At 72.9% G+C, this 25,055-nt stretch carries 24 protein-coding genes; 16 read left to right on the top strand and 8 right to left on the bottom strand.

The features are described from left to right. Positions 1-68: 68 nt before the first annotated feature. From SPRI_RS06405 to SPRI_RS06350, 12 genes are all read left to right on the top strand, one after another. Entirely contained in the window at positions 69-1,319 is a 1,251-nt protein-coding gene (locus SPRI_RS06405; RefSeq protein WP_106428398.1) for a hypothetical protein, read from the top strand. After that, a complete protein-coding gene (locus tag SPRI_RS06400; RefSeq protein WP_037773290.1) occupies positions 1,319-2,917 on the top strand; it encodes a vWA domain-containing protein in 1,599 nt (532 codons plus the stop codon). Before SPRI_RS06405 ends, SPRI_RS06400 begins: the two co-directional genes overlap by 1 nt. Then, a complete protein-coding gene (locus SPRI_RS06395; protein WP_238996200.1) occupies positions 2,907-3,680 on the top strand; it encodes a hypothetical protein in 774 nt (257 codons plus the stop codon). Before SPRI_RS06400 ends, SPRI_RS06395 begins: the two co-directional genes overlap by 11 nt. A gap of 38 nt (positions 3,681-3,718) precedes the next feature. After that, entirely contained in the window at positions 3,719-4,219 is a 501-nt protein-coding gene (locus SPRI_RS06390; protein WP_005309470.1) for an Lrp/AsnC family transcriptional regulator, read from the top strand. A gap of 58 nt (positions 4,220-4,277) precedes the next feature. Next, entirely contained in the window at positions 4,278-4,484 is a 207-nt protein-coding gene (locus SPRI_RS06385; RefSeq protein ID WP_005309468.1) for a hypothetical protein, read from the top strand. After that, positions 4,481-5,116 carry a maleylpyruvate isomerase N-terminal domain-containing protein gene (locus SPRI_RS06380; protein WP_005309467.1) on the top strand — a complete coding sequence of 212 codons (636 nt, stop codon included), beginning with the start codon at positions 4,481-4,483 and terminating at the stop codon, positions 5,114-5,116. Before SPRI_RS06385 ends, SPRI_RS06380 begins: the two co-directional genes overlap by 4 nt. A 187-nt stretch (positions 5,117-5,303) precedes the next feature. Further along, complete coding sequence (gene ddaH / locus SPRI_RS06375) at positions 5,304-6,134, top strand: dimethylargininase (RefSeq protein ID WP_005309465.1); 831 nt, start codon at positions 5,304-5,306, stop codon at positions 6,132-6,134. Continuing rightward, the gene (gene rocD, locus SPRI_RS06370; RefSeq protein WP_005309464.1) at positions 6,131-7,354 is read left to right on the top strand and encodes an ornithine--oxo-acid transaminase; all 1,224 of its coding nucleotides are present in this window, start codon (positions 6,131-6,133) and stop codon (positions 7,352-7,354) included. The genes ddaH and rocD overlap by 4 nt, the downstream gene beginning before the upstream one ends. A gap of 123 nt (positions 7,355-7,477) precedes the next feature. Further along, positions 7,478-8,314, top strand: a complete 837-nt coding sequence (locus SPRI_RS06365) for a M55 family metallopeptidase (RefSeq protein WP_005309461.1) — start codon at positions 7,478-7,480, stop codon at positions 8,312-8,314. Continuing rightward, the gene (locus SPRI_RS06360; RefSeq protein WP_037773284.1) at positions 8,307-9,653 is read left to right on the top strand and encodes a M20/M25/M40 family metallo-hydrolase; all 1,347 of its coding nucleotides are present in this window, start codon (positions 8,307-8,309) and stop codon (positions 9,651-9,653) included. Before SPRI_RS06365 ends, SPRI_RS06360 begins: the two co-directional genes overlap by 8 nt. Positions 9,654-9,664: 11 nt before the next feature. Next, positions 9,665-11,662 carry a S9 family peptidase gene (locus SPRI_RS06355; protein ID WP_005309457.1) on the top strand — a complete coding sequence of 666 codons (1,998 nt, stop codon included), beginning with the start codon at positions 9,665-9,667 and terminating at the stop codon, positions 11,660-11,662. Continuing rightward, a complete protein-coding gene (locus tag SPRI_RS06350; RefSeq protein WP_005309455.1) occupies positions 11,659-12,597 on the top strand; it encodes a S66 peptidase family protein in 939 nt (312 codons plus the stop codon). The genes SPRI_RS06355 and SPRI_RS06350 overlap by 4 nt, the downstream gene beginning before the upstream one ends. A 32-nt stretch (positions 12,598-12,629) precedes the next feature. Here the strand turns inward: SPRI_RS06350 and SPRI_RS06345 are convergent, their stop codons facing one another. Further along, positions 12,630-13,703: an adenosine deaminase gene (locus tag SPRI_RS06345; RefSeq protein WP_050791690.1), complete on the bottom strand. Its 1,074-nt coding sequence runs from the start codon at positions 13,701-13,703 to the stop codon at positions 12,630-12,632. 359 nt (positions 13,704-14,062) lie between these two features. Beyond that, positions 14,063-14,809 carry a GntR family transcriptional regulator gene (locus SPRI_RS06340; RefSeq protein WP_005309451.1) on the bottom strand — a complete coding sequence of 249 codons (747 nt, stop codon included), beginning with the start codon at positions 14,807-14,809 and terminating at the stop codon, positions 14,063-14,065. Between the two features lie 218 nt (positions 14,810-15,027). Here SPRI_RS06340 and SPRI_RS06335 point away from each other — a divergent pair, with 218 nt between their 5' ends. Further along, positions 15,028-15,615 (top strand): GNAT family N-acetyltransferase, encoded by a 588-nt coding sequence (locus tag SPRI_RS06335; RefSeq protein WP_005309450.1) that lies wholly within the window; start codon positions 15,028-15,030, stop codon positions 15,613-15,615. Between the two features lie 78 nt (positions 15,616-15,693). Here SPRI_RS06335 and SPRI_RS06330 read toward each other — a convergent pair whose 3' ends face one another. The 3 genes from SPRI_RS06330 to SPRI_RS06320 form a co-directional block, all read right to left on the bottom strand. After that, a complete protein-coding gene (locus SPRI_RS06330) occupies positions 15,694-16,413 on the bottom strand; it encodes a DinB family protein (RefSeq protein ID WP_005309449.1) in 720 nt (239 codons plus the stop codon). 117 nt (positions 16,414-16,530) lie between these two features. Then, entirely contained in the window at positions 16,531-16,884 is a 354-nt protein-coding gene (locus SPRI_RS06325; protein ID WP_005309448.1) for a VOC family protein, read from the bottom strand. A 67-nt stretch (positions 16,885-16,951) separates the two neighbouring features. Beyond that, positions 16,952-17,761 (bottom strand): methyltransferase domain-containing protein, encoded by an 810-nt coding sequence (locus SPRI_RS06320; RefSeq protein WP_005309446.1) that lies wholly within the window; start codon positions 17,759-17,761, stop codon positions 16,952-16,954. Between the two features lie 110 nt (positions 17,762-17,871). Between SPRI_RS06320 and SPRI_RS06315 the strand changes: the two genes are divergently transcribed. Continuing rightward, positions 17,872-18,297, top strand: a complete 426-nt coding sequence (locus SPRI_RS06315; RefSeq protein WP_005309445.1) for a protein-tyrosine phosphatase family protein — start codon at positions 17,872-17,874, stop codon at positions 18,295-18,297. A 57-nt stretch (positions 18,298-18,354) separates the two neighbouring features. Here the strand turns inward: SPRI_RS06315 and SPRI_RS06310 are convergent, their stop codons facing one another. Further along, positions 18,355-19,881, bottom strand: coding sequence for a bifunctional phosphatase PAP2/diacylglycerol kinase family protein (locus SPRI_RS06310; RefSeq protein WP_078951212.1), 1,527 nt, complete (start codon positions 19,879-19,881; stop codon positions 18,355-18,357). Between the two features lie 177 nt (positions 19,882-20,058). On the opposite strand from SPRI_RS06310, the gene SPRI_RS06305 reads away from it, so the two are divergent. Next, entirely contained in the window at positions 20,059-21,276 is a 1,218-nt protein-coding gene (locus tag SPRI_RS06305; protein ID WP_053556753.1) for an aminotransferase class I/II-fold pyridoxal phosphate-dependent enzyme, read from the top strand. A 68-nt stretch (positions 21,277-21,344) separates the two neighbouring features. On the opposite strand, the gene SPRI_RS06300 is transcribed toward SPRI_RS06305, so the two are convergent. Both SPRI_RS06300 and SPRI_RS06295 read right to left on the bottom strand, forming a co-directional pair. Continuing rightward, on the bottom strand, positions 21,345-22,010 hold the full coding sequence (locus SPRI_RS06300) for a DedA family protein (protein WP_086025629.1): 666 nt from the start codon (positions 22,008-22,010) through the stop codon (positions 21,345-21,347). Continuing rightward, the gene (locus tag SPRI_RS06295; protein WP_182327866.1) at positions 22,007-22,789 is read right to left on the bottom strand and encodes an MBL fold metallo-hydrolase; all 783 of its coding nucleotides are present in this window, start codon (positions 22,787-22,789) and stop codon (positions 22,007-22,009) included. Before SPRI_RS06295 ends, SPRI_RS06300 begins: the two co-directional genes overlap by 4 nt. 138 nt (positions 22,790-22,927) lie before the next feature. On the opposite strand from SPRI_RS06295, the gene SPRI_RS06290 reads away from it, so the two are divergent. Beyond that, positions 22,928-25,054, top strand: a complete 2,127-nt coding sequence (locus SPRI_RS06290) for a phage holin family protein (RefSeq protein WP_005309432.1) — start codon at positions 22,928-22,930, stop codon at positions 25,052-25,054. Position 25,055: the final 1 nt, after the last annotated feature.

The following is a 25,055-nucleotide window of genomic DNA, read 5'->3' as shown; positions in this document are numbered from 1 at the left end:
CGGATGGGAGCCGCCCGGAAGGGTAAGGCTGTTCCCGAGGTGACGCGGGGGACGAAGGGGGAGCGCCCGTGGCTGTGGGAGAGAGACGGGTCACGGCGGAACCGCGGCTGGGCATCAGGCGTGAATCGCGTTCGTCATGGTCGAGACGCGGCTTCCTCCTCGTCGTACTGCCCCTGCTGGCCGCCGTGCTGACGGGCGTCGGCGTGCTGGCCGTGTCCGGGAACGTCCTGCTGCCCTTCCAGGGTGTCATCACCCTGGAAGGGAAGATGGCGTCCAAGCGGGACTTCTTCGAGGACGAAGAGGTCCAGCGGATCCTGATGAAGCATCACATACGGGTGCACATCACGGCGTCGGGCTCGCGCGAGGTCGCGATCCGGGACATCTCCTCGTACGACTTCGTCTTCCCCTCCGGCCAGCCCGCCGGGGACCTGATCACCGCCGAACGGGCCAAGAGCAACCAGTACGCCAAGGTGCACCGCCCCTTCGTCAGCCCGATCGTGCTGGCCACCTACCGGGAGTACGCCAGGACCCTGGAGAAGGCGGGCGTGGCCAAGGCGCACCGGGGGACCGGATCGGACGCGGACCAGCCGCCCTACTACGTCCTGGACATGGCCGGCTTCCTGCGCCACATCCACGACAAGAAGCGCTGGGACGACATCGGCATCGAGCGGCAGGGCATCGCCAACGCCAACCGCATCGTCGCGCAGACCCCCGACGTCTGCGGTTCCAACTCGGCCGGCACCTACCTGGCCCTGGTGGCGTTCACCTGGCACGGTGACGGCGAGGAGGTGCCCGACACCGATCAGGAGGCCGACGCGCGCGGACGCGCGATAAAGCACCTGATGGAACAGGGCCTGCCCGCCGCGGACGTGTTCCGCACCTATGTGTCGCCGGAGGGCAAGAACATCGCGCCCGTGGTTGTGGCCTACGAGCACCAGTACCTCGCCTACCAGCTGAACTACAAGGCCCGGTCGAAGAAGCTCGACGAGCAGCGGGTCCTTCTCTACCCCTCCGGACAGTTCGTCACCCAGCCGCAGTTCATCGCCCTCAACGAGGACGGCGACCGGCTCGGTGAGCTGATCACGCACGATCCCGAACTGCGGCAGCGCGCCATGGAGCTGGGCTTCCGGATCCTCGATCCGACGGGGCAGGTCGCAGGGGACCAGCTGACGCGCTTCCTCGAGGACCGCGGCATCCCCGCCCCCGCCACGGAGGGCGACGACACCCGGACCGCCATGCCGAGGCTTCGCTACCTGGAGAGGATGATCTCCGTCGTGGGCGACTGTCCCCCTGCCGAGGTCCTGCCGGGGCGGCCCTGATGGGGCCGCGGCGCCGGCTGACCGCCCTGATCGCCCTGTGCATGGCGGGCCTCTGGCTCGCCGCGGCCACGGCCTGCGCGCCCGGCCGCCCCGAGCCGGTGACCCTGCGGATGCTGGCCAGTTCCGAACTCGCCGACATGGCCCCCCTGCTCGACGACCTGCGCCGCGACACCGGGATCACGCTCGAGACGGACCACCGCGGCACGGTGGACGCCAGCAACGAACTCGCGGCGCACGAAGGCCGCCCCCGGTACGACGTCGCCTGGCTCTCCTCCGACCGCTACTACCTGCTCAAGGCCAAGGCGAACGGCGGGCACGGGGAGAAACCGCTGGCCACCAACATCATGCGCTCGCCCGTCGTCCTCGGCGTGAAGCGGGCCACCGCGGACCGGCTGCGCAAGGCCGCGGCGGGCGGCCGGATCTCCTGGGCGGACGCCGCCGACGCCGCCGCGGACGGATCGCTGCGCTTCGGCATGGCCGACCCGCGGCACACCAACAGCGGCCTCGCGGCCCTCGTCGGCGTGGCGACGGCCGCCGCGGGCACGGGCACCGCCCTGCGTCCGCAGGACGTCTCCTGCGAGCGGCTGCACGGCTTCTTCGCCGGACACCTCCTCACCGGCGACGCCTCCGGGAAGCTCGCCGACGGCTACGCCGCGCGACAGGACGAGTTGAACGGGCTGATCACCTACGAGTCCGAACTGCTGGCGCTCAACAGCAGCGGCAAGCTCCGCGAACCGTTGGAGATCGTCTATCCCAGGGACGGAATGGTGCTCTCCGACTATCCGCTGCTGCTGCTCGACCCGTCCAAACGGGCGGCCTACGACAGGCTGGTCGACTGGCTGCGCAGCGGACCCGTCCAGAAGAAGATCATGGAACGCACCCTGCGACGGCCGATCGACCCCGGGGTGCCCCGGATCGACCGGCTGAGCGAGCCGGTCGGCAACGCTCTGTACTTCCCCGACGACCAGAAGGTCGTCGACCGGCTCCTCGCGGACTACGGGGACCCCGAGCGGGACCGGGCCGCCCAGGTGATCTTCGTCCTCGACTTCTCCAGCTCGATGCGCGGCGAACGCATCACCGCACTGCGCGAGACCATCGACGGTCTCGCCGGCGGCGACGACTCGCCCTCGGGGAAATTCGTCCGCTTCTACCGGGGCGAGACGCTCACCGTGATGCGGTTCGGCGGGCGCGTGCTCGAGGAGCGGAACATCACCTACGACGGGCCGCGGGACCTGGACCGGCTGCGCGGCGTCGTGGCGTCCGACGACTTCGCCGGATCCACCGCCATCTGGTCCTCCCTCGACCACGCCTACCGCGCCGTGGCCCGCGATCTCGTCGACCGGCCGGAACGACGGGTCTCCATCGTCCTGATGACGGACGGCGAGAACAACGCCGGAATGGACGTGGACGCCTTCGTCCGCGCGCACGCAAGGCTGCCGGAGGACGCCCGCCGGGTGCGTACGTACACGATCCGCTACGGCGAGGCGGACACGAGGGAACTCGACCGAGGGGCACGGGCGACGGGCGGCCGCATGGTCGACGCCACCGACCGGTCCCTCCTCAGCGCGTTCAAGGAGATCCGTGGGTGTGTTCACTGAGATGTGGTGGAGCGTCTGGTGGCCCTGGATGCTGCTGTGGCTCCTGACGGCGGCAGGGGCGGGGGCGCTGCTCGTCCTCGCCGTCGCACGGCTGGCGGGAGGCCGGCGCGGCGGGGCCCGCAACCTCACCTACAGCATCTGCTTCTACCTCCACGACCGGTCCGTCATGGACCACTACCAGATGCGCGGCTACGCGGCGGCGCTGCGCAGGGAGGTCGAGCAGCGGACCAGCGACAGCAAGGACGGCACCATCAGAGCCACCGTCTTCGGTTTGAGCGCCGGCGGCGGGAGACGTGACAACAGCGAGATCGTCAGCAAGTACATGGAGGTCGCGGAACCCATCTCGGTGATCGGGATCATCATGGACGTGCTCGAGGAGAACGACGTCATCGTCCATGTCGACCTCGCGGGCGGCACGGTCAGACGGAACGCGGCACTCACCCGGGCACTGGCGAACCGGCCCGGCGGCGAGGGCCGGTCCTCCCAGCAGGACGTACGGCTGCGCGACATCGAGGACTTCGTCCTCATCCGCGGCCGGTTCCGCAAGATCAGCAGGTCGGACGAGTCCACGGTGCTCCTCGCGCCCTACGGCGACCCCGACGATGCCTCCCAGGGGCCGCGCGTGCGGGTCACCTGCGCCACGGAAGGGCTGCGCAACGAGGTGCCGTCCGGCACGTTCTCCGCCCGCTGCCTCGGCAAGGTCCAGGACTGGAACGCCGAGGAGGCGGTGCTGGAAGTGCAGGCCATGGCCATCTTCCGATAGGGTCCGCGCGCGACAGGGCCGTCCGGAGGAACCTTGAGATGACGAACAGATCCGCGCCGTTCGACGAGCTCGACCGCAAGATCGTCGCGGCCCTGGTGGCGAACGCGCGGACCAGTTTCACGGAGATCGGCACGGCGATCGGCCTGTCGGCCACGGCGGTCAAACGCCGGGTCGACCGGATGCGCGAGAACGACATCATCACCGGCTTCACCACCACGGTGCGCCCCGCCGCCCTCGGCTGGGCCACGGAGGCCTACGTGGAGGTGTACTGCGACGGCGCGGCCCCGCCCCGGCGCCTCGCCGAGGTCGTGCGCAACCACCCGGAGATCACGGCCGCGATGACGGTGACCGGCGGCGCGGACGCGCTGCTGCATGTCCGGGCGACGGACGTCGAGCACTTCGAGGAGGTCCTCGAACGCATCCGGGCCGAGCCGTTCATCCGCAAGACCATCAGCTACATGGTGCTGTCCCACCTGCTGACCGGCAGCCCGGAGGCCGGCGCCGGCCGGGCCGCGACGAGCGGCGACGCCGGCGTGTGACCTCCCGCGCACAAACACGGTTGCCCCCGGCGGACCGCCGGTGAAAAGGTCTCGGCCCATGCCTGCCTTTTCCGCGTACGACAAAGCGCGCCTCTCCCGCCGGGTGTGCACGGACGACGAGCCCGGGCTCCACGCCCCCGGCGAACCGACACGGGACGCCGCGTTCCTGCGGACCGAACCCGCCGTCGAGCCGGGAGCCGGCCCGGTCCCGGGGCCCGACGACGCCGAGCACCACGTCGCGACCACGTCTGCGTTCGAGCGGTGAACGGCCGCCCTCCCGTCACCGCCGACGACCTCGACCACGCCGTGCAGCTCGCCGTGGCCGCCCTCCGCCAGGTGCCCGGGACGGCCTGGGACGGCAACGCGGGCACGCTGGAGTGGACCTGCTGGGAGACCGTCGAGCACCTTGCCGACGACCTCTTCGCCTACGCCGTCCAACTCGGCCCCCGCACCCCGCCGCAGGACCGTGAGGTGGCCTTCTCCTACGGGAGCCGCCGGCCCGGTGGCCCGGCCAACTCCGTCCACGCCGACCGCGCCGCCGGCCCCGACGGGCTGCTCGAGGTGCTGGAGGCCGGCGGCGCGCTGCTCGTCGCCATGGTGCGCACGACCTCGCCGGGGGTGCGTTCCCACCATGTCTTCGGCGCGTCCGATCCCGAGGGCTTCGCCGCGATGGGCATCGTGGAGACCCTGGTGCACACCCACGACATCGCGGCAGGGCTCGGCCTCACCTGGGAGCCGCCCGCCGGCATCTGCTCGCGGGTGCTCGCCCGGCTGTTCCCCGACGCCCCCGCGGACACCGCCCCCTGGCCCGCGCTGCTCTGGTGCACCGGCCGCACCGACCTCCCCGGGCGGCCACGCCCCGCCATCTGGCGCTGGTACGGCGCGCCGCCCGCGTAGCCCGAACGGGTGGTGTCGACCGGTCCTGCGACGCGAAACGCCGCCGAGGGGCCGCACGACGCAGGAATGCTGCGCATACACGCAGCGCTTGTTCCTTGTCGCCCGAACCTCCCGATTCCTACCGTTGAGACGTCACCGGTCGTCACCGGTCGTCACCGGCCATCTCAGGAATCGGGAGGAACCCCGGGTGCCACCCAGCCGCGTGCCTCGCCCCAGGCGTTACCTGGTCTGCGAACCCCGTTACTTCGACGTGAAGTACGCCATCAACCCGTGGATGAGCGGGAACAGCGAGGTCGATCAGGACCTCGCACGGTCCCAGTGGAACGCCCTGACCGACGCCTACCGCGCTCTCGGCCACAAGGTCGAGTCCGTGGAGCCCCACGCCGAACTGCCCGACATGGTCTTCGCCGCCAACTGCGCGCTGGTCCTCGACGGCAAGGTCTTCGGCTCCCGCTTCCACGCGCCGCAGCGCCGGCTGGAGGAAGAGGCGTACGCGGCCTGGTTCAAGGTCGCAGGGTTCGACGTGCACCGGCCGGAGTCGGTGTGCGAGGGGGAGGGCGACCTCGTCCCCGTCGGCGGCCACATCCTGGCCGGCACCGGATTCCGTACGACCACCGAGGCACACCGCGAGGTGCAGGAGTTCTTCGGCGTACCGGTGATCGGGCTCCAGCTCGTCGACCCGTACTTCTACCACCTCGACACGGCCCTGTTCGTCCTCGACGACGGGAGCGACGGGCACCCCGCGAACATCGCCTACTTCCCGGAGGCGTTCTCGCCGGGCAGCCTCGCGGTGCTGCGGCGGATGTTCCCCGACGCGGTGGTCGCCACCCGCGAGGACGCCATGGCCTTCGGCCTCAACTCCGTGTCCGACGGCCGCCACGTCCTGGTGGCCCCGCAGGCCGAGGCACTCGTCGGACAGCTCGCCGCGCACGGATACGAGCCCGTCCCCGTAGACATGTCCGAATTCCACAAGGCCGGCGGCGGCATCAAGTGCTGCACTCAGGAGATCCGCGCATGACTCTCACCCCCGTACGCACGCAGCGCTCCTCCGAGGAGCTCATCCGCGCCGAGAACACGGCGCTGGCGCACAACTACCACCCGCTGCCCGTCGTCGTCGCACGCGCGGAGGGCGTCTGGGTCGAGGACGTCGAGGGCCGCCGTTACCTCGACATGCTGGCCGGCTACTCGGCGCTCAACTTCGGCCACCGCCACCCCGGCCTCGTCGCCGCCGCCCACCGCCAGCTCGACGAGGTCACCCTCACCTCGCGCGCCTTCCACAACGACCGGCTCGCCGGCTTCGCCGAGGGCCTCGCCGAGCTCACCGGCCTCGAGATGACCCTGCCGATGAACACCGGCGCGGAGGCCGTCGAGAGCGCCGTCAAGGTCGCCCGCAAATGGGCCTACGAGGTCAAGGGCGTCGCACCCGACCGGGCCACGATCATCGTGGCCGACGGCAACTTCCACGGCCGCACCACCACCATCGTCAGCTTCTCCACCGACGAGACGGCGCGCGGCGGCTTCGGCCCCTTCACGCCCGGCTTCCGCATCGTGCCCTACAACGACCTGGCCGCGCTCGAGAACGCGATCGACGAGACCACGGCCGCCGTGCTCATCGAGCCGATCCAGGGCGAGGCGGGCGTGCTCATCCCCGACGACGGCTACCTCGCCGGCGTGCGCGAGCTGACCCGGCGGGCCGGCTGCCTGTTCATCGCCGACGAGATCCAGTCCGGCCTCGGACGCACCGGCACGACCCTCGCCGTCGACCACGAGTCGGTCGTCCCCGACATGCTGCTCCTCGGCAAGGCCCTCGGCGGCGGCATCGTCCCCGTCTCCGCGGTCGTCGCACGCCGGGACGTGCTGGGCGTGCTGCGTCCCGGCGAGCACGGCTCCACCTTCGGCGGCAACCCGCTGGCCGCTGCGGTCGGTTCCGCCGTGGTCGACCTGCTGGCCACCGGAGAGTTCCAGCGCAGGGCCGCCGAGCTGGGCGAGGTGCTGCGCGACGGGCTCACCGGGCTGGTGGGCAAGGGCGTCGTCGGCTTCCGCTCCCGCGGTCTGTGGGCGGGCGTCGACGTCGACCCGGCCATCGGCAGCGGCCGGGAGATCAGCGAACGGCTGATGGCCGAGGGCATCCTCGTGAAGGACACCCACGGGTCCACCATCCGGATCGCGCCGCCGCTGACCATCACCCGTGAGGAACTCGGCTCGGCCCTCGCCTCCTTGGAGAAGGTACTCGGCTAGCGGCCCGCGCCCGGCCGCCTGCCGGAGCGGCCGGAACGCGGGGTGACCAGCCCCTCCGCTCCACGGCCACGCTGTCGTAAGGTGCACTTCTGGCAGCGTGGCCGTGGTGGAACGGAGAGAGCCGTGAAGATCCTCATCAGCGCCGACATGGAGGGTGCCACGGGGGTGACATGGCCGGCCGACGTCCTGCCCGGCACACCCCAGTGGGAACGCTGCCGCTCCATGTTCACCTCCGACGTCAACGCGGCCGTCCTCGGCTTCTTCGACGGCGGCGCCGACGAGGTGCTGATCAACGAAGCGCACTGGACGATGCGCAACCTGCTCCTCGAGGAACTCGACGAGCGCGCCCAGATGCTCACCGGGCGTCACAAGTCGCTGTCCATGGTCGAGGGCGTCCAGCACGGCGACGTCGACGGCATCGCCTTCATCGGCTACCACACCGGCGCCGGCTCCGAAGGCGTCCTCGCCCACACCTACCTCGCCAACTCGATCACCGGCGTCTGGCTGAACGGCGTCCGCGCGAGCGAGGGCCTGCTCAACGCCCACGTCGTCGCCGAATACGGTGTGCCCGTCGTCCTCGTCACCGGCGACGACCTGACCTGCGAGGACGCCCTCGGCTACGCCCCTGGCGCGCTCAAGGTCGCGGTCAAGGACCACGTTTCGCGCTATGCGGCCGTCTGCCGGACCCCCGCCCGCACCGCGGCGGACATCCGCGCCGCGGCCAAGGAGGCCGCCGCCCTCGCCGTACGCGGGGCGCCCGTCGAGGGCGGGCCGTTCACCGTGGAGCTCGAGTTCGACGCCGAGCACCTCGCGGCGGCGGCCACCGTCGTCCCGGGCGTGGCACGGGCCCGGGGCGAGAGACGGGTGGTGTACACCAGCGGGACGATGTACGAGGGCATCCGCACATTCAAGGCGGTCACGACGATCGTCTCCGCCGCCGTGGAGGAGCAGTATGGCTGACGTGACAGAGACCCCCATCGACGCCCGCGCCCTCGACGAGGTGGTGACCTTCACCTCCGAGCTCATCCGCATCGACACCACCAACCGGGGCGGCGGCGACTGCCGGGAGCGGCCGGCCGCCGAGTACGTCGCCGAGCGGCTGGTCAACGCGGGGCTCGACCCGGTGCTGCTGGAGCGCACCTCCGGCCGCACCAACGTGGTGGCCCGCTACGAAGGCTGGGACCCGGGCGCCGACGCGCTCCTGGTCCACGGCCACCTCGACGTGGTCCCCGCGGAGCCCGCCGACTGGACCGTCCACCCCTTCTCCGGCGAGATCCGTGACGGAGTGGTGTGGGGCCGCGGCGCCGTCGACATGAAGAACATGGACGCCATGGTCCTCGCGGTCGTACGGGCCTGGGCCCGGCACGGCATCCGGCCCCGCCGCGACATCGTGATCGCCTACACCGCGGACGAGGAGGCCAGCGCGGAGGACGGCTCCGGCTTCCTCGCCGCCGAGCACGCCGAGCTCTTCGACGGCTGCACCGAAGGCATCAGCGAATCCGGCGCCTACACCTTCCACGCCGGCCCCGACATGGCGCTCTACCCTGTCGCCGCCGGTGAACGCGGCACGGCGTGGATGAGGCTCACCGCGGACGGCAGGGCGGGCCACGGCTCCAAGGTCAATCGCGAGAACGCCGTCACCCGGCTCGCCGCAGCGGTCGCCCGGATCGGCGAACACCACTGGCCGGTACGGCTCACACCGACCGTGAAGGCGGCCCTGCTCGAACTCGCCGCGCTGCACGGCATCGACGTCACCCGGGCGGACCTGGAGACCGTCGGCTTCGACGTCGACGAGCTGCTCGCCAAGCTGGGCCCGGCCGCCAAGCTCGTCGAGGCGACGGTGCGCAACAGCTCCAACCCGACGATGCTGAACGCCGGTTACAAGCTCAACGTCATTCCGGGGAACGCCACCGCGTACGTGGACGGGCGGATCCTCCCCGGTACCGACGAAGAGTTCCACGCGACCATGGACGCGCTCACCGGCCCCGACGTCCATTGGGACTTCTACCACAACGAGATCGCCCTCCAGGCACCCGTCGACTCCCCGACCTTCGCCAAACTCCGCGCCGCGATCGAGGCGTTCGACCCCGACGCCCACGTCGTCCCGTTCTGCATGTCGGGCGGCACCGACGCCAAGCAGTTCGCCCGGCTCGGCATCACCGGCTACGGCTTCTCCCCGCTGAAGCTGCCGCCCGGCTTCGACTACCAGGCGCTCTTCCACGGCGTCGACGAACGCGTCCCCGTCGACGCCCTCCACTTCGGCGTCCGGGTCCTCGACCACTATCTGCAGACCGCTTAGGGGGAACGGACATGGTGCCCACCGGGGCCTACGGAACCTGGCCGTCGCCGATCGACGCGGCCCTCGCCGCGTCGCACGACGGACGCCCCGAGTATCTCGGCGTGGTCGGCGACGAGGTGTGGTGGACCGCGCCCCGGCCCGACGAGGGCGGCAGACGCGCCCTGGTGCGCCGGCGGCCCGACGGCGCGGAGGAATCGGTGCTCCCCGCCCCGTGGAACGTCCGCAGCCGCGTCATCGAGTACGGCGGCATCCCCTGGGCCGGCGTCGACCGCGCCGAGCACGGCCCGCTCGTCGTGTTCGTCCACTTCCCCGACCAGCGGCTCTACGCCTACGAGCCCGACCGGCCCGGCGCCGAGCCGCGGCCGCTCACCCCCATGTCGGACGTCGGCGGCGGGCTGCGCTGGGCCGACCCGCAACCGCGACCGGAGCGCGGCGAGGTGTGGTGCGTCCTCGAGGAGTTCACCGGACCCTCGCCCACCGACGTACGCCGGGTCGTCGCCGCCGTGCCGCTCGACGGCTCGGCCGCCGGTGACCGGTCCGCGGTGCGCGAACTCAGCGACGACCGGCACCACTTCGTCACCGGGCCCCGGCTTTCGCCCGACGGGACCAGGGCGGCATGGATCGCCTGGGACCACCCGCGGATGCCGTGGGACGGCACCGTCGTCATGGTCGGCGACGTGACGGAACACGGCCCGTTCGAGAACGTCCGGCCGGTGGCCGGCGAGAGCGACGAGTCGGTCGCCCAGGTCGAATGGGCCCCGGACGGTTCCCTCCTGTTCAGCGCCGACGGCGGCGGATGGTGGGAACTGCAGCGCATCAGGCCCGGCGCCCTGGACGCCGCGCAGCGCACACCGCTGTGTCCGGGCCGTGGTGAGGAGTTCGGCGGGCCGCTGTGGAAGATCGGCTCGCAGTGGTTCCTGCCGCTGCCCGGCGGCCTGATCGCCGTCATCCACGGCAAGGGGGCGACCGCGCTCGGGATACTGGACCCGGAGACCGGCGAACTCGTCGACGCCCCGGGACCGTGGAGCGAGTGGGCGCCGACCCTCGCCGTGCACGGCGACCGGGTGTTCGGCGTGGCGGCCAGCCCGCGCAGCGCCTACGAGATCGTGGAGCTCGACACCCGTACCGGCCGCGCCCGGGTCGTCGGCAGCCCGCACGACGACCCGGTGGACCCGGCGTACTACCCAGAGCCCCAGATCCGTACTTTCACCGGGCCGGGCCACCGGGAGATCCACGCCCACATCTACCCGCCGCACAGCCCCGACCGGGTGGCGCCCGACGAGGAGCTGCCGCCGTTCGTCGTCCGGGCGCACGGAGGCCCGACCGGCCGGGCGGGCCTCGTGCTCGACCTGGAGATCGCCTACTTCACCTCCCGTGGCATCGGGGTGGCCGAGGTCAACTACGGCGGCTCCACGGGCTACGGCCGTGAGTACCGCGACCGGCTCAAGGAACAGTGGGGCGTCGTCGACGTCGAGGACTGCGCGGCCGTCGCCCAGGCGCTCGCCGACGAGGGGACCGCGGACCCCGCCCGGCTGGCGATCCGGGGCGGCAGCGCCGGCGGCTGGACCGCCGCGGCCTCGCTCGCCACCACCGACGTGTACGCCTGCGGCACGGTCATCTTCCCGATCCTCGACCTCCACGCCTGGGCCACGGGCGAGACCCACGACTTCGAGTCGCGGTACCTGGAGTCGCTGGTCGGCCCGCTCGACGAGGTCCCCGCCCGCTACCGGGAACGCTCGCCGATCAACCACGTCGACCACATCGACGCGCCCTTCCTGCTGCTCCAGGGCCTGGACGACGTGATCTGCCCGCCGGTCCAGTGCGACCGGTTCCTGGAACAGATGGCGGGGCGCGGGGTCCCGCACGCCTACATCGCGTTCGAGGGCGAGGGCCACGGATTCCGCAGGGCCGACACCCTGGTCCGGGCGCTCGAGGCCGAACTGTCCCTGTACGCCCAGACCTTCGGCGTCACCCGGCCGGACGTCCCGCTGCTGGAGCTGAGGAAATGACGAACCTGGAACCGCTCGCACGTCCGCAACGTCTGCGGGCCGGGGACCGGGTCGCCGTCGTCGCGCCCAGCGGACCCGTACCGGAGGAGCGCCTCGACGCCGGTCTGGACATCCTGCGCGGCTGGGACCTCGACCCCGTCGTCATGCCGCATGTCCGCGAGACGCACCCGGAGCTGGGGTACCTCGCCGGCACGGACGAGGACCGTGCGCGCGATCTCACCGAGGCGTGGTGCGACCCGTCGGTCTCCGCCGTGATCTGCGCCCGCGGCGGGTACGGCGTCCAGCGGATGGTCGACCTCGCCGACTGGAACGCGATGCGCGCCGCAGGACCCAAGGTCTTCGTCGGCTACAGCGACATCACCGCGCTCCACGAGGCGTTCGCGGTGCGGATGGGCCTCGCCACGCTGCACGGTCCGATGAGCGGCACGGAGGTCTTCCTCAAGGATGCCCGCACCCAGGACTCGCTGCGCGCCACGCTCTTCGAGCCGGAGACCGTGCAGCGGCTCCACGGCCTCGCGGCCGCCCGCCCCATGGTGCCCGGCCGCGCCCGCGGCGTCACCCTCGGCGGGTGCGTGTCGCTGATCGCCGCGGAGCTGGGCACACCCGACGCCCGGCCGTCCGCACGGGGCGGGCTGCTGCTGATCGAGGACGTGGAGGAGGAGACCTACCGCCTCGACCGGATCCTCACGCAGCTGCTGCGGGCGAAGTGGCTCGAGGGCGTCGCGGGCGTCGTCCTCGGCTCCTGGGCGGAGTGCGGCCCTTACGAACAGGTCCGCGCTGTCCTCTCCGACCGGCTCGGCGGGCTGGGCGTCCCCGTCCTCGAGGAGTTCGGCTTCGGCCACGGCCCCACGAACCTGACGATGCCGCTCGGCATCCCGGCCGTACTGGACGCGGACGCCGGGACGCTGACGCTGGACGTGCCGGCGCTGGCCTGACGAGTGCCACCGCGTGGGCGGCCTCCTCCTTCCTAGGCCCGGGCGCCGAGGGCCGCGTATCCGGGCCGGATCACCTCGTCGATCAGCCGCTGCCGCTCCGGCAGCGGCAGGAACGCCGACTCCACCGCCGCGACCGTGAACTCCTCGAACACCTCTGGCCCGTAGCCGAAGGCGTCCACCATGTGCCGGAACTCCTCGCTCATGGTGGTGCCCGAGACCAGACGGTTGTCGGTGTTCAGCGTGACGCGGAAGCCGAGACGCCGCAGCAGGTCGATCGGATGGGTGTCGTACGACTTCGCCGCACCCGTCTGGAGGTTGGAGGTCGGGCAGACCTCCAGGGCGATGCGGTTGTCGCGCACGTACGAGGCGAGATGGCCGAGCGTGGCGGTGCCGTCGTCGTGGACCCGGATGTCGTCCGTGATGCGCACACCGTGGCCGATCCGCTCCGCGCCGCACACCTGCACGGCCTCGTGGATCGACTCCGCGCCGACCGCCTCGCCGGCGTGGATCGTGAAGTGGCAGTTGTGGCGCCGCAGGTGCTGGAAGGCGGCCAGGTGGCGGGCCGGCGGATTGCCGACCTCACCGCCCGCTATGTCGAACCCGGCGACGCCGCGCTCGCGGTGCGCGACCGTCAGCTCGGCGATCTCCAGGGAGCGGTCGGTGTGCCGCATGCCGGTGAGCAGGGCCCGCGCGGTGATCCTCCCGCCGCTGCGCCGCTCGCCCTCCCGCAGTCCCGCGTTGACCGCGTCCACGACCTCGTCGAGCCCCAGCCCCCGCTCCTGGTGCTGCTCGGGCGCGTACCGCACCTCGGCGTACACGACACCGTCCGCGGCCAGATCCTCCGCGCACTCGGCGGCGACGCGCTCCAGCGCCTCGCGGGTCTGCATCACGGCGCAGGTGTGGGCGAAGGTCTCCAGGTAACGCTCCAGCGACCCCGAGTCCGCGGCGTCCCGGAACCAGACGGCGAGAGCGGCCGGGTCCTCGGTCGGCAGCCCTTGATAGCCGCAGTCGCGAGCCAGCTCGATGATCGTCCCGGGCCGCAGGCCGCCGTCGAGGTGGTCATGGAGGACGGCCTTGGGTGCGCGCAAGATGTCAGACAAGTGCATCCGGGGAGTGTACGGCACGGGTCACTGCGGAGCCGCTGCGCGGAGCCTGTTCCCCAGCCCGCCCCTGGCCGGGCAGGCGCCGGACCCGTGCCGCCCTGCGGGCGGCGTACCGCGCTCCGCACGGTGCCCTCAAGTTCCCCCTACGGCCTGGCGGCCGTGGGAGGTGCCCCCGGGCGGGCTGCATTTCGCTACGCGAGATCAGCCCCGCCGGCGTTCGAGGCGCGGTGGGGTCCCTACGCCGCCAGGCCTGGGGGGAGGAGCCCCCGGAACACCGCGCGGAGCGCGGTACGAGCCCGGGCGGAGCCCGGTTCGGGAAGTGACGGGGTGGGGAACAGGCCCGCCGCAGGCGCGGCGTTGCGTCAGTTCGACTGGCGTACCGGCAACGCCGCCGCACCCGTCGCCAGCACATGCTTCGCCGCCAGCACCGGCACCTCCCCGACCCGCACCACCTGAGTCACGAGTACCGCCGGTGTGTCCGCCGCCCGGTCGAGTTGCCGGCCGCGGCGGGTGCCGAGGAGTGTCGCGCTGACGCCGCTGTGCGCGGTGAGGGCGATGCCGCGCGACGCCCCGGTCAGCGCGGCGAGCATCGAGACCGCGGGCGCGGCCTCCCGCAGCGCCGCCGCGAACGCGGGATGCGCCGCCTCCAGCGTCTCCTCCGGCGCCGCCCACTCGTGGCTCAGCACCCCCGTCGCGCCGTCGCCGTTCAGCAGGGACTCCCAGAAGCGCAGCTCGGACCCGGCGGGCGCGAGCAGGTGCTGGGCGGTGAAGTCGGTCGGTTCCTCCGTCGTCCGCAGCAGCGGCCGCACCCGCAGCGGCGCTCCGCCGCCGGAGAGCAGGTGTTCCAGCGGCTGGAGGTGCTCGTATCCGCGCCGGGGCGGATGGGCGTTGACCGTTCGTCCGACGCCCCGGCGGACGGACAGCAGGCCGTCCTCCTGGAGCAGCAGCAGCGCCTCACGCAGGGCGGGGCGGCTGACGCCGAGCTCGCCGGCGAGCCGGGGTTCAGAGGGCAGGGTGGACCCGGGCGGATAGACGCCTTCGCGGATGGCGTCCGCGATCCGCTCGTACAGGACCACGACGGGCCTGCGCTGCTGCCTGCTGACTGCCACTGGACCGGCCCTTCCTCGGCTCACCACGCGGGGGCGGGCCCCGTTCGAACCCGTACGATCCCACGGGACCCCGGTGGATCCCATGAAGGCGGAGCCGACCCTGTCAGACAAGTGTCTCACCGATGTGGCCCGGCGCACGGGATCACGAGGGCATGCGGACCGCCTCCGGGGCGAGGCCGCATGACACCGCGGGAGTGGTCGCATGACAAGCTGACGCCATGTCCGAGTCCGAACCCCGGTCCTCCTCGGGCGACCCGTACGTCGCCACCGGCACTCACGTCGCCCTGCGCCGTCTCACGTACGCGGATGCCGCCGAATTCACCGCGGCCGCGCGGCGGAGCAAGGAGCTCCACCGCCCCTGGCTCTTCCCGCCGCTCACGCCCGACGACTTCGCCGGGTACGCGCGGCGGCTCATCGAGGACCCGGCCCGTGCGGGCTTCCTGGTGTGTGAGCGTCCGGCCGGCCGGATCGCGGGGTACATCAACATCAACAACATCGTCCACGGCGCGTTTCTCTGCGGTGCCGTCGGCTACGGGGCCTTCGCGCACGCCGTGGGCCGCGGCCTGATGGGGGAGGGCCTGCGGCTCCTGGTCGCGCACGCCTTCGCGGCGAGCGGGCTCGGTCTGCACCGCCTGGAGGCCAACATCCAGCCCGGCAACACTGCCTCACTGGGGCTCGTACGGTCGGTCGGCTTCCGGCTCGAGGGGTACTCGCCCGACTTCCTGTACATCGACGGCGCCTGGCGCGACCACGAGCGCTGGGCGATCACCCGGGAGATGACGAGCGGGCCTGCCCGGCCTGCCTGACGCGGCAGGCCGGACATCGAAGCGCCCCAGCCGTGCGGATCCGGAACGCGAGGGAGCACCCTCGCGGCTCCCTCTCGCCTACCCGGACGTGGTGAAGCGGGCCCGCCACAGGTCGCGGAGCAGCGCGATCTCGGCCATGTGGTGGATGAGTTCGAGGTTGGCGCCCGCCACCACGGTGATGAACGGGTCGTCGGGATCGGAGCCGTACGGGTACTGCGAGAAGCCCACCGTGTCGAGTTGCTCCTCGGTGACGGTGGCGACGCTCTCGCGCCAGCGGTCGATCAGCTTCCAGAACCGCTCGAGCGCCAGGTCGGCGGAGGGGGTGAAGTCGACCAGCAGCTTCGGCTCCTGCCGCCGTTCACCGAAGGTCCACTCCCATTGGCCCGCGAAGCAGGAGTGCAGGTGCCCCAGCCGCCACGCGATGGTGGTGATCGGCGTGTCGTCGGGCTCGAGCTCCCCGGTGTGGGCGAGGACCTGCTCGACCCGCTCGACGCTCACGCTCCAGTCGTCGGCGATCTTGGCGACCGTCATGCCGCCGGCGGCCTGCCGGGCGATCTCGGCGTACTCGTTCGCCGGGATGTCGGGGGCGCCCTTGTCGATCACCCACTCGCCCGGCCCGTACGCCCTGGGCGTCACCGCTTCGCCCCGGCGCCGGATCGACCAGGAGTTGGCGACCGGCTCCCACAGGTACTCCTCGTCACCGAGTCCCGTCAGCCGTACCTGAGCCATCTCCCTGGCCTTGTCGAACTGGTCGAGCAGCAGGCCCAATCGGTCGGTCCGCGCGCCGTCGGTCTCCATGACCGGCTCCCTTCGCCGTCGCGCCTCGTACCTCGGTGCGCTCAGACGGAAGTTAACGGCTTCCCTCTTGGGACGCGACCGATTTCCGCGGCGCGGGCGGCGCCACGTGCACCGTCGTCAGGCGGCCGGCCGGCGGTCGACGTACTCGAAGACCGAGCCGTCGGGATGGACGGCGATCAGATTGCGGCCGACGGGGGTCTCCACCGGGCCCGCGAGCACCCGTGCGCCGATGCCGGTGAGGGTCGCGTACGCCTCGTCCACGTCCTTCACGGCGATCGTCGCCGACACCTTCCGCAGGATCTCCAGTTCCGCCTCCGGGCCGCTCATCAGCAGGAAGCAGCCCACGGCCGCCACGGAGACCCCGCCGCGTTCGAACCGGAGCGGCGGGGCGCCGGTGAGGCGTTCGTAGAACGCGGCGGAGGCTTCCAGGTCGTCGACGCAGATGCGGAGCGTGGTTCCGAGGATCTCCATACGGGCGAGGGTAGTTGGCGATCCCGCGCGACGGAATCGGGCCCGGCGGGCCCGTGGGCGGGGCGGGTCACACCCGGCAGAGCACCTCTCCGTGCGGAACCATGAACCATGCGTCGTCGTGGTCGCCCCAGGTGTGCCACGCGTCGGCGATCGTCCGCAGCCGCTCGTGCGTGGTGTGCCCGCCCTCCACGGCGAGCTCCGCGTACACAGAGGCGACCGTGCGGTCGGCCCACAGGCCGCTCCACCATGTGCGGTCCGCCGGTGTGGCGAAGCACCATGCCGCCGCGCTGGGGGTGATGTCGGTGAAGCCGGCCGCGCGGGCCCACGAGAGGAGTCTGCGGCCGGCATCCGGCTCGCCGCCGTTGGCGCGGGCCACCCGCCGGTACAGCTCCAGCCACTCGTCCAGCGCCGGGAGCCGGGGGTACCAGGCGAACGCCTCGTAGTCGCTGTCGCGTGCCGCGACGATCCCGCCGGGGCGGCACACCCGCCGCATCTCGCGCAGCGCCTGCACCGGGTCACCTACGTGCTGGAGCACCTGATGGGCGTGGACGACGTCGAAGGAGTCGTCGGGGAAGTCCAGCGCGTGGACGTCGGCCACGGCGAACCGCACGTTGTCCAGGCCGCGTTGTTCCACGTGCGCCCGTGCCTGCTCGAGCACGCCTTCCGCGGCGTCGACGGCCGTGACCCGCCCCGGCGCGACCAGTTCCGCGAGATCGGCGGTGATGGTGCCGGGCCCGCAGCCCACGTCCAGCACGTCCGCCCCCTGGCGCAGTTCACCGACGAGGTAGGCGGCCGAGTTCGCCGCGGTGCGCCAGGTGTGGGAGCGCAGTACGGACTCGTGGTGCCCGTGCGTGTAGACGGCTGTCTCCTGCGGCATGACCTGTCTCCTTCTGCTGAGGCGATGCCGCAACGCTACGCCTCCGTCCCGTATTTCAAGACCCGTGTCTTGGATGGTGGACAGCCCGGGCGGATGGATAGGCTGGCCGGGTGACGGAGACATGGCCATCCGAAGGTGACGGGATCATGCGGCTGCCGAGCGGTCGGCTGGTGCGCGGCAGGGGTCTGCGCAAGCCGCTGCCGGCCGGTCCCCGGCCGGAGTTCGGCGTCTATCTGCTCGGCCGGCAGCCTCCCGCGACCGACTGGGAGGCGAGCTGGATCCGCTGGCCCGACTTCCGGCTGCCGGCCGACCCCCGGCAGGCGCGCGCCCTGCTGGAACAGGCATGGACCCGCGCCGCGACGGAACGGGTCGAGATCGCCTGCGGCGGCGGCCGCGGCCGCACGGGCACCGCACTCGCCTGCCTGGCCGTCCTGGACGGCGTCCCCGCCGAGGACGCCGTCGCGTATGTGCGCGACCACTACCACCGGGGCGCCGTGGAGACGCCGTGGCAACGGCGGTACGTGCTGCGTTTCTGACGCCGCCGCAGGAGCGCGGCAGGACGCGGCAGGCGCGTGAGGGACGCGGCCCCGGCGCTAGAGAAGATCCTGCGGACGGTAGACCGTCAGCGCCTCCGGGACCTTGTCCAGGACCAACTCCGGCGGCGCCAGGGCCACTTCACCGTCGTAGGCGAGCAGGGTCCCCGGTGCCAGGCCGCCGATGCGCAGCCGCCGCAGGTGCCGTGTCGCATGGACGGGGGAGCGGTGCAGCTTGCCGATGAGCGCCGCGGCCGGCAGCCGCCAGCCGGGTGCGCGGCCGCCGTGCACCACGCGGACGTCCAGCAGGCCGTCCACGAGGTTCTGCCGGTGGCCCGGCGTCGGCCCGACGCCCTTGTAGACGCCGTTGCCCGCGAACAGCAGCCACATCGGGCGCCGTCTGCCCTGTACCTCCGCCTCCAACGGCCGCCGGCCGCGCAGGACCAGTACCGCCGCCAGCACTCCGGCGGGCCAGCCGCCGATCCGCGGAGACCAGCGTTCCCTGACGCGCACCAGGTCCGGGTACACCCCGAGGCTGAACGTGTTGAGGAAGTGGCCCGGCTCCTCGCTGCCGTCCGGCCCCGGCGTGAACCTGCCCAGGTCGACCCGGACCGCGTCACCCGCGGCCAGTGCCCGGCAGGTGTCCTCGACGGACTCTATGCCCAGGTCGTACGCGAAGTGGTTGAGCGTGCCCCCGGGGAAGACGGCCAGCGGCACGCCCCGGGCGGCGGCCACCGCCGCCGCCCTGTTGACCGTCCCGTCCCCGCCGAGGATGCCCAGCGCGCGTCCCCTGCCCGCGGCCTTCTCCAGCTCGGTCCGCAGCTCGTCGGGGTCGCACACCACCACCTCCGCCCTCGGCAGTGCCTCCTGCACGACCGGCGCCGTGCCGGCGGAGCCCGACTCGCGGTTGACGACCACGATCAGGCCCTCGCCGTCGGGCATCTGCGGAGCGTCGGCGTGCGGCGTGCCGGGGGCCGGCAGCTGCGACCTGGTCGGGACCACGCCGCGCACCGCGAACGCCGCGCCCACCCCCAGCGCCGCGCCGACGAGCACGTCGCTCGGGAAGTGGACGCCCGTGTAGACGCGGGAGAAGGCGACGGACGCCGCCACGGGCGCGACGACGGCTCCCCAGCTCTTCGACTCCAGGGCGACCCCCGTCGCGAAGGCGGCGGCGGACGCGGAGTGCCCGGAGGGGAAGGACGTGGTGAAGGGCTGCCGCTTCAACTGCCGTATCACGGGCACCGCGTCGAGGAGCGGCCGTGCCCGGCGCACGGAGCGCTTGCCCACGGTGTTGATGACGGCGGAGGCGACGGCCAGGGAGGCGACACCGCGCACGGCGGCACGCCGCGAGCGCGCGTCACGGCCCAGAGCGGCGATCCCGGCGGCCGCGCCGAACCACAGGAGGCCGTGGTTGGCGCTGCGGCTCAGCCGGGGCAGCACCGGCTCCGCGCCGGGCCACTCCCGTGTCGCCACGGTGTGGAAGACCTTGCGGTCCCATCGCCCGAGCAGCGCCGTGATCCGCCCGCGGAGCGGCTGCCCGCCGGCCGGTCGTGTGCCTGGAAGGTGAGGTGCGTGTGCGTCGGACATGTTCCGCGATTACCCCGGGACCGCCCCGGGCACGCCGGACCGCACGCCATCCGTGTCGCAGGCCATGCCGCACCGGCGGACGGCCCCTCCTGCGGGGCGCCGGGCGAGGATCCTCCGTATAAAGGGCTCGTGGACGGGCAGACGAGCCGGGGCGCGTGAGCGGTGGAGGTGGATGGGATGACGGGACCTGATCGGGAGGGCCACGGCCCCGTCCGCTACGGGCCGCCCGCCCCCGACGCGGGGCTTCCCGTGCTGCCCGCGCTCAGCGACGTCCTGGCCGCTGCCGCGGATGCGGCGGAGGGCGAGCCGCCGGGCGGCGGGCCGACGCTGCGGGAGGCGGCCTGCGGATACTGGTGGCGTCGCGGACTGCGCAGCCGCCCCGGTGAGGTCGTCGCCGCGTCCGGCGCGCAGTCACTGCTGTTCGCGCTGCTCGGCGCGTACGGCGGTGACGTACTGATGCCCCGTCCGTGCCCTGCCTGGTGGACCCCGCAGGTGCGGCTGCTCGGGCGTCCCGCCTACCACGTGCCCGTCCCCGCGGAGTGCGGCGGTGTGCCGGACCCGGTCGCGCTGCTCGAGACCGTGCGCAGGGTGCGGCTGGAAGGCGGCCGGCCCCGGCTGCTCCTGCTGTCCGTCGCGGACGATCCGACCGCCACGGTCACCCCGCCCGAGATGCTGAGCGAGGTCTGCGAGGCGGCGGTCGGCGAGGGGCTGCACATCATCAGCGACGAGACCTGGCGCGACACCGTCCACGAGCCGCACGAGACGGTGCTGGTCAGTCCCGCCGAGATGTACGCGGAGCAGGTGACGGTCCTGAGCGACCTGGCCGGCGCGCTCCTCCCGTCCTCCTGGCCCGTCTCCGTCGCCCGCTTCGCGCAGGGCGAGGAGGGCGCCGCCCGGCGGGCCAGGACCCTCGACATCCTGACCGCGCTCGGCGCGGTCGTCCCCGCTCCGGTCGCCGCCGCCGCGGCGCACGCGCTCGACGAGCCCCCGGAGATCACCGGGCGGGCGTCGGAAGCCGCCGCGCTGCACGCGCGGACCGCCGCCGCCGTGCACCGCACCGTTGTGGCGGCCGGCGCGGTCTCCCGGCCCCCGCAGGCGGGCCGGCACCTCTACGCCGACCTGAGCCCGCTGCGTGGCCGGCTCGCCGAGCTGGGCATCAGCGACTCCATGGAGCTGGAGGAGCATCTGACCGGGCGCCTCGGCACGCCGGTGCCCGGCGGGCACCGGTTCGGCGACGAACTGGGCGCCCTGCACGTCAGGCTGGACACCGCGCCCTTCCTGGGCGCCACCGCCGAGCAGCGGCTCGAGTCGCTGGCCTCCGCCGAGCCGCTGGAACTGCCGCATGTGGCACAGGCGTTGGAGAATCTGAGAGCGGTCTTCGACGACCTTCGCTGAGGGGCACGTCCGCCGCCGAGGCGCCGCCCGGTCCGGGCCGCAGGTGAGGGGCTGCCAGGAGCCGGCGGTCAGGCGGGCCGGCTGTCGGAGCCGTACGCCGTCCGCAGCCTGCGCCAGACGGCGGGCGCGCCGCTGATCACCAGCGTCAGCGCGACCGCGGCGAGGACCCCCTGCCACGGCTCGGCGAAGAGCGAGCCGCCCACGATGCCGATCAGCCCGTAGGTCGCGGCCCACGCCAGGCAGGCCGGGACGTCGCCGCGTACGAAACGGCGCAACGGCATCCTGGCCAGCAGACACGCCAGCATGACGGGAATGCGCCCGGCGGGCACCAGCCGCGAGAGCACGAGCACCGTCACGCCGTGCTCGTCCAGCTTGCGCTGTGCCTGTTCCAGCCGGTCGGGTGCGGCGCGCGTGCGGAGGGCGGCGAGCCAGCGCGAACCGTTCCTCGAGCGGACCCCGCGCCGTCCCAGCCAGTACAGGGTGACATCACCCAGGAACGCGGCCGCCGAGGCGAGCAGGAAGACGTACAGCAGTGCGAGCGGCGCCATCTGGTGGAAGGCGACCACGGCGGCGGAGGAGACCACGGCCCCGGTCGGCACGACCGGCACCAGCGCGCCGAGCACCACCAGCAGGAACAGCGACGGGTAGCCCACGGCCTGCTGGGTCGACTCGGGGGGCAGTTGCCGCACCAGCTCCGACAACTGGCCGAGAGCCTCGGCGAGCTGGGCCCTCACCACGTCCCCTCCGGCCGGATCCGTTCGCAGTGTCCGAGCCGGTGCACCGTCACCTTCGGGGCCAGCAGCGCCGCCTTGCGGGCGAACTCGTCCCCGGGCGCGTAGAACTCGTGCGGCCGGATGCCGTCCATGCCGATCGGCCAGTACGTGCCGTAGTGGACGGGCACGGCCACCCGCGGCGCGAGCGCGGCCGCGGCCTGCGCCGCACGGCCCGCGTCCAGATGGCCGTGGCCGAGATACGGGCCCCAGCCGCCGACCGGCAGCAGTGCCACGTCGACGTGGCCGACCTCGTCCGCCATCGAGTCGAACAGGCCGGTGTCACCCGCGAAATACGTGTGCGACTCGCCGCTGACGACGAAGCCGAGCGCCGGCGAGCGGTGCGGCCCCACCGGCAGCCGGCGCCCGTCGTGCATCGCCGGCACGGCCCGTACGAGCAGCTCGCCCACCCGTACCTCGTCGCCCGGCCCGACCTCGGTGACCCGCAGGGCGGCCGTGCGGACGAGCCGGCCGAGCCGCGGCACGGAACGGGCCGCGCCGCGCGGCAGGATCAGCCGCGTGCCCGGCGCCAGGCGGGCGAGCGACCCGAGGTGCAGATGGTCGGAGTGCAGATGGGAGACGAGGACCGCGTCGGCGACGGCGGCCTGCGGCGGCGGCAGTTCGCCACGGCGACGGCGCAGATGGGCCAGCCGCCGCACGAACAGCGGGTCGGTGAGCACCCGGACCCCGGAGTCCTCGATCGTGCAGGTGGCATGACCCCACCACGTGACCTCCACCGGCACGCGACGCCTCCTCCTGTGAACCCCCGTACCGTACGAGCCTAGGCCCTGCGCGGGCGGCCCGGCCGGTGCGGCCACCCGCCGGACCGGGTTCCGCGCTGTGCCACGCTGGAGTCCTGCTCGAGGGTGAGGTGAACGGGCGTGGGCGAAGGGCGGTGGCGCAGGGCCGGGAGCGCCGTCGTGCGTGTGGCCGTCGTGTGGGCGGTGTCCACGCTGACGATGCTGGCGCTGGCCGGGCTGCTGCCGGACTTCCGGCTCCAGTCCGACGACGGCGACAGCGCCACCCGGACCGCGGTCACGGCGGCCTCCGGCGCGGGCGCGTTCGGTCTTCTCACCGGACTCGTCTGGCCCGTGGTGGTGCGGGCGCTGCTGCTCGTACCCGCCCTGGTGCTCGGCCTGCTGGTGTTCTTCCTCAACGGCTCGCTGCTGCTGATCGCGCTGTGGATCGTCCCCGACGGACGCGGCACGGCGAACCCGGAGACGGCGGTGGTGGTCGCCGCAGTGATGTCGGCCGTCGCCTCCGCCACCTCCACGGCGCTCGCCGTCCGCGACGACAACGCCTACCGGCGCAGGCTGTACCGGCTCGCCCACCGCCGTCGGCGCGGCGGTGCCGCGCGGGAGAGGCCGGACCCGCCGGGCACGGTCTTCCTGCAGCTCGACGGCGTCGGCTACGAGGTGCTGCGCCGCGCCGCGGAGAGCGGGGCGATGCCGACCGTGGCCGGCTGGCTGGGGGCCACGCACCGGCTCACACCCTGGCGCACCGACTGGTCGAGCCAGACCGGCGCGAGTCAGCTCGGCATCCTGCACGGCTCCAACCACGACGTACCCGCGTTCCGCTGGTACGAGAAGGACACCCGCCGGATCGTCGTGAGCAACCGCCCGGCGAGCGCCGGGGAACTCCAGCGGCGGGCGATCGAGCTGACCGGCGACGGCGGTCTGCTGACGGTGGACGGCGCGAGCCGCGGCAACCTGTTCAGCGGCGGCGCCGACCAACTCGCCCTGGTGCTGTCGATGGCGGCCCGGCGCGGGAGGGCCAACCGTTCCCGGGCCGGGTATTTCGCGTACTTCTCCGATCCGGCCAACGCCGTGCGCACCGCGATCTCCTTCGTCGCGGAGGTCGCCCGTGAGATCGGCCAGTCGGCCAGGGCCGGGCTCCGCGGGGACACGCCCCGTGTCGGGCGCGGCGGCCTCTATCCCTTCATCCGGGCGTTCGCCACCGTGGTCGAGCGCGATGTGGTGGTCGCCGCCGTGATGGGCGACATGCTCGCCGGCCGCAGGGCCGTCTACGCCGACCTTGTCGCCTACGACGAGGTGGCCCACCACTCCGGTCCGCACAGCCGGGACGCCTTCGCGGTGCTGGAGCGTCTTGACCGCTCCATCGCCCTGATCGCCAAGGTCGCGGAACACGCGCCGCGTGCGTACCGGATCGTGCTGCTCTCCGACCACGGACAGAGTCCGGGCGAGACCTTCGAGGGCGCGTACGGGCTGACGCTGAAGGACCTGGTGCGGGCGGGCTGCGGGCTGCCGGTGCCGCGGCGGGCCGAGCGGTCCAGGAGCGGTGCGGAGGCCCGCGACGCGGCGCGCGACGCGCTGCGGACCGCGCTGCACCGGCAGCCGGCCGGGGACGGTGAGGAACGTCCGGCGACGGGCTCCGACCCGATCGTGCTCGCCTCCGGGAACCTGGCGCTGATCTCGTTCCCCGACGTGCCGTACCGCATGAGCCAGGAGGAGATCCGCCGCCGCCACCCGGCGCTGCTGCCGACCCTCGCGGGCCATCCGGGCATCGGCTTCCTGCTGGTGCGCAGCGAGGCGTACGGCTCGGTGGTGCTCGGCGCGGACGGTACGGAGGTGCCCGTCGACGCGCTGAAGGACGACGACGGGCCACTGGCCGGTTTCGGGCCCGGCGCGGCCGACGCGGTGCGCCGTACCGACTCGTTCCCGCACGTCGCGGACATCATGGTCAACTCGATGCACGATCCGAGCACGGGTGTGGTGCACGCCTTCGAGGAGCAGATCGGATCGCACGGAGGGCTCGGCGGGGAGCAGTCACAGGCGTTCCTGCTGTCGCCGTTCGAACTGTCCCCGCCGGTCCCTCCGGGGGTCGAGCTGACCGGCGCGGAACAGGTGCACCGGGTGCTGCGCCGCTGGCTGCGGGAGGGGGAAGGGCCGCAGATCCCCGTCGGGCCGGTGCAGGTTTCCCGGTCGGACGGGGAAACGGAAGAAGAAATTCCGGTTGACGGGGGAGTCGTGCCGGACAAAAACGGGTGAT

The sequence above is a fragment of the Streptomyces pristinaespiralis genome, from assembly GCF_001278075.1.
In the GTDB taxonomy this organism is placed as follows: domain Bacteria; phylum Actinomycetota; class Actinomycetes; order Streptomycetales; family Streptomycetaceae; genus Streptomyces; species Streptomyces pristinaespiralis.
Note: the sequence above shows the minus strand (reverse complement) of the source record. Positions and strands in the feature narration are given on the sequence as shown.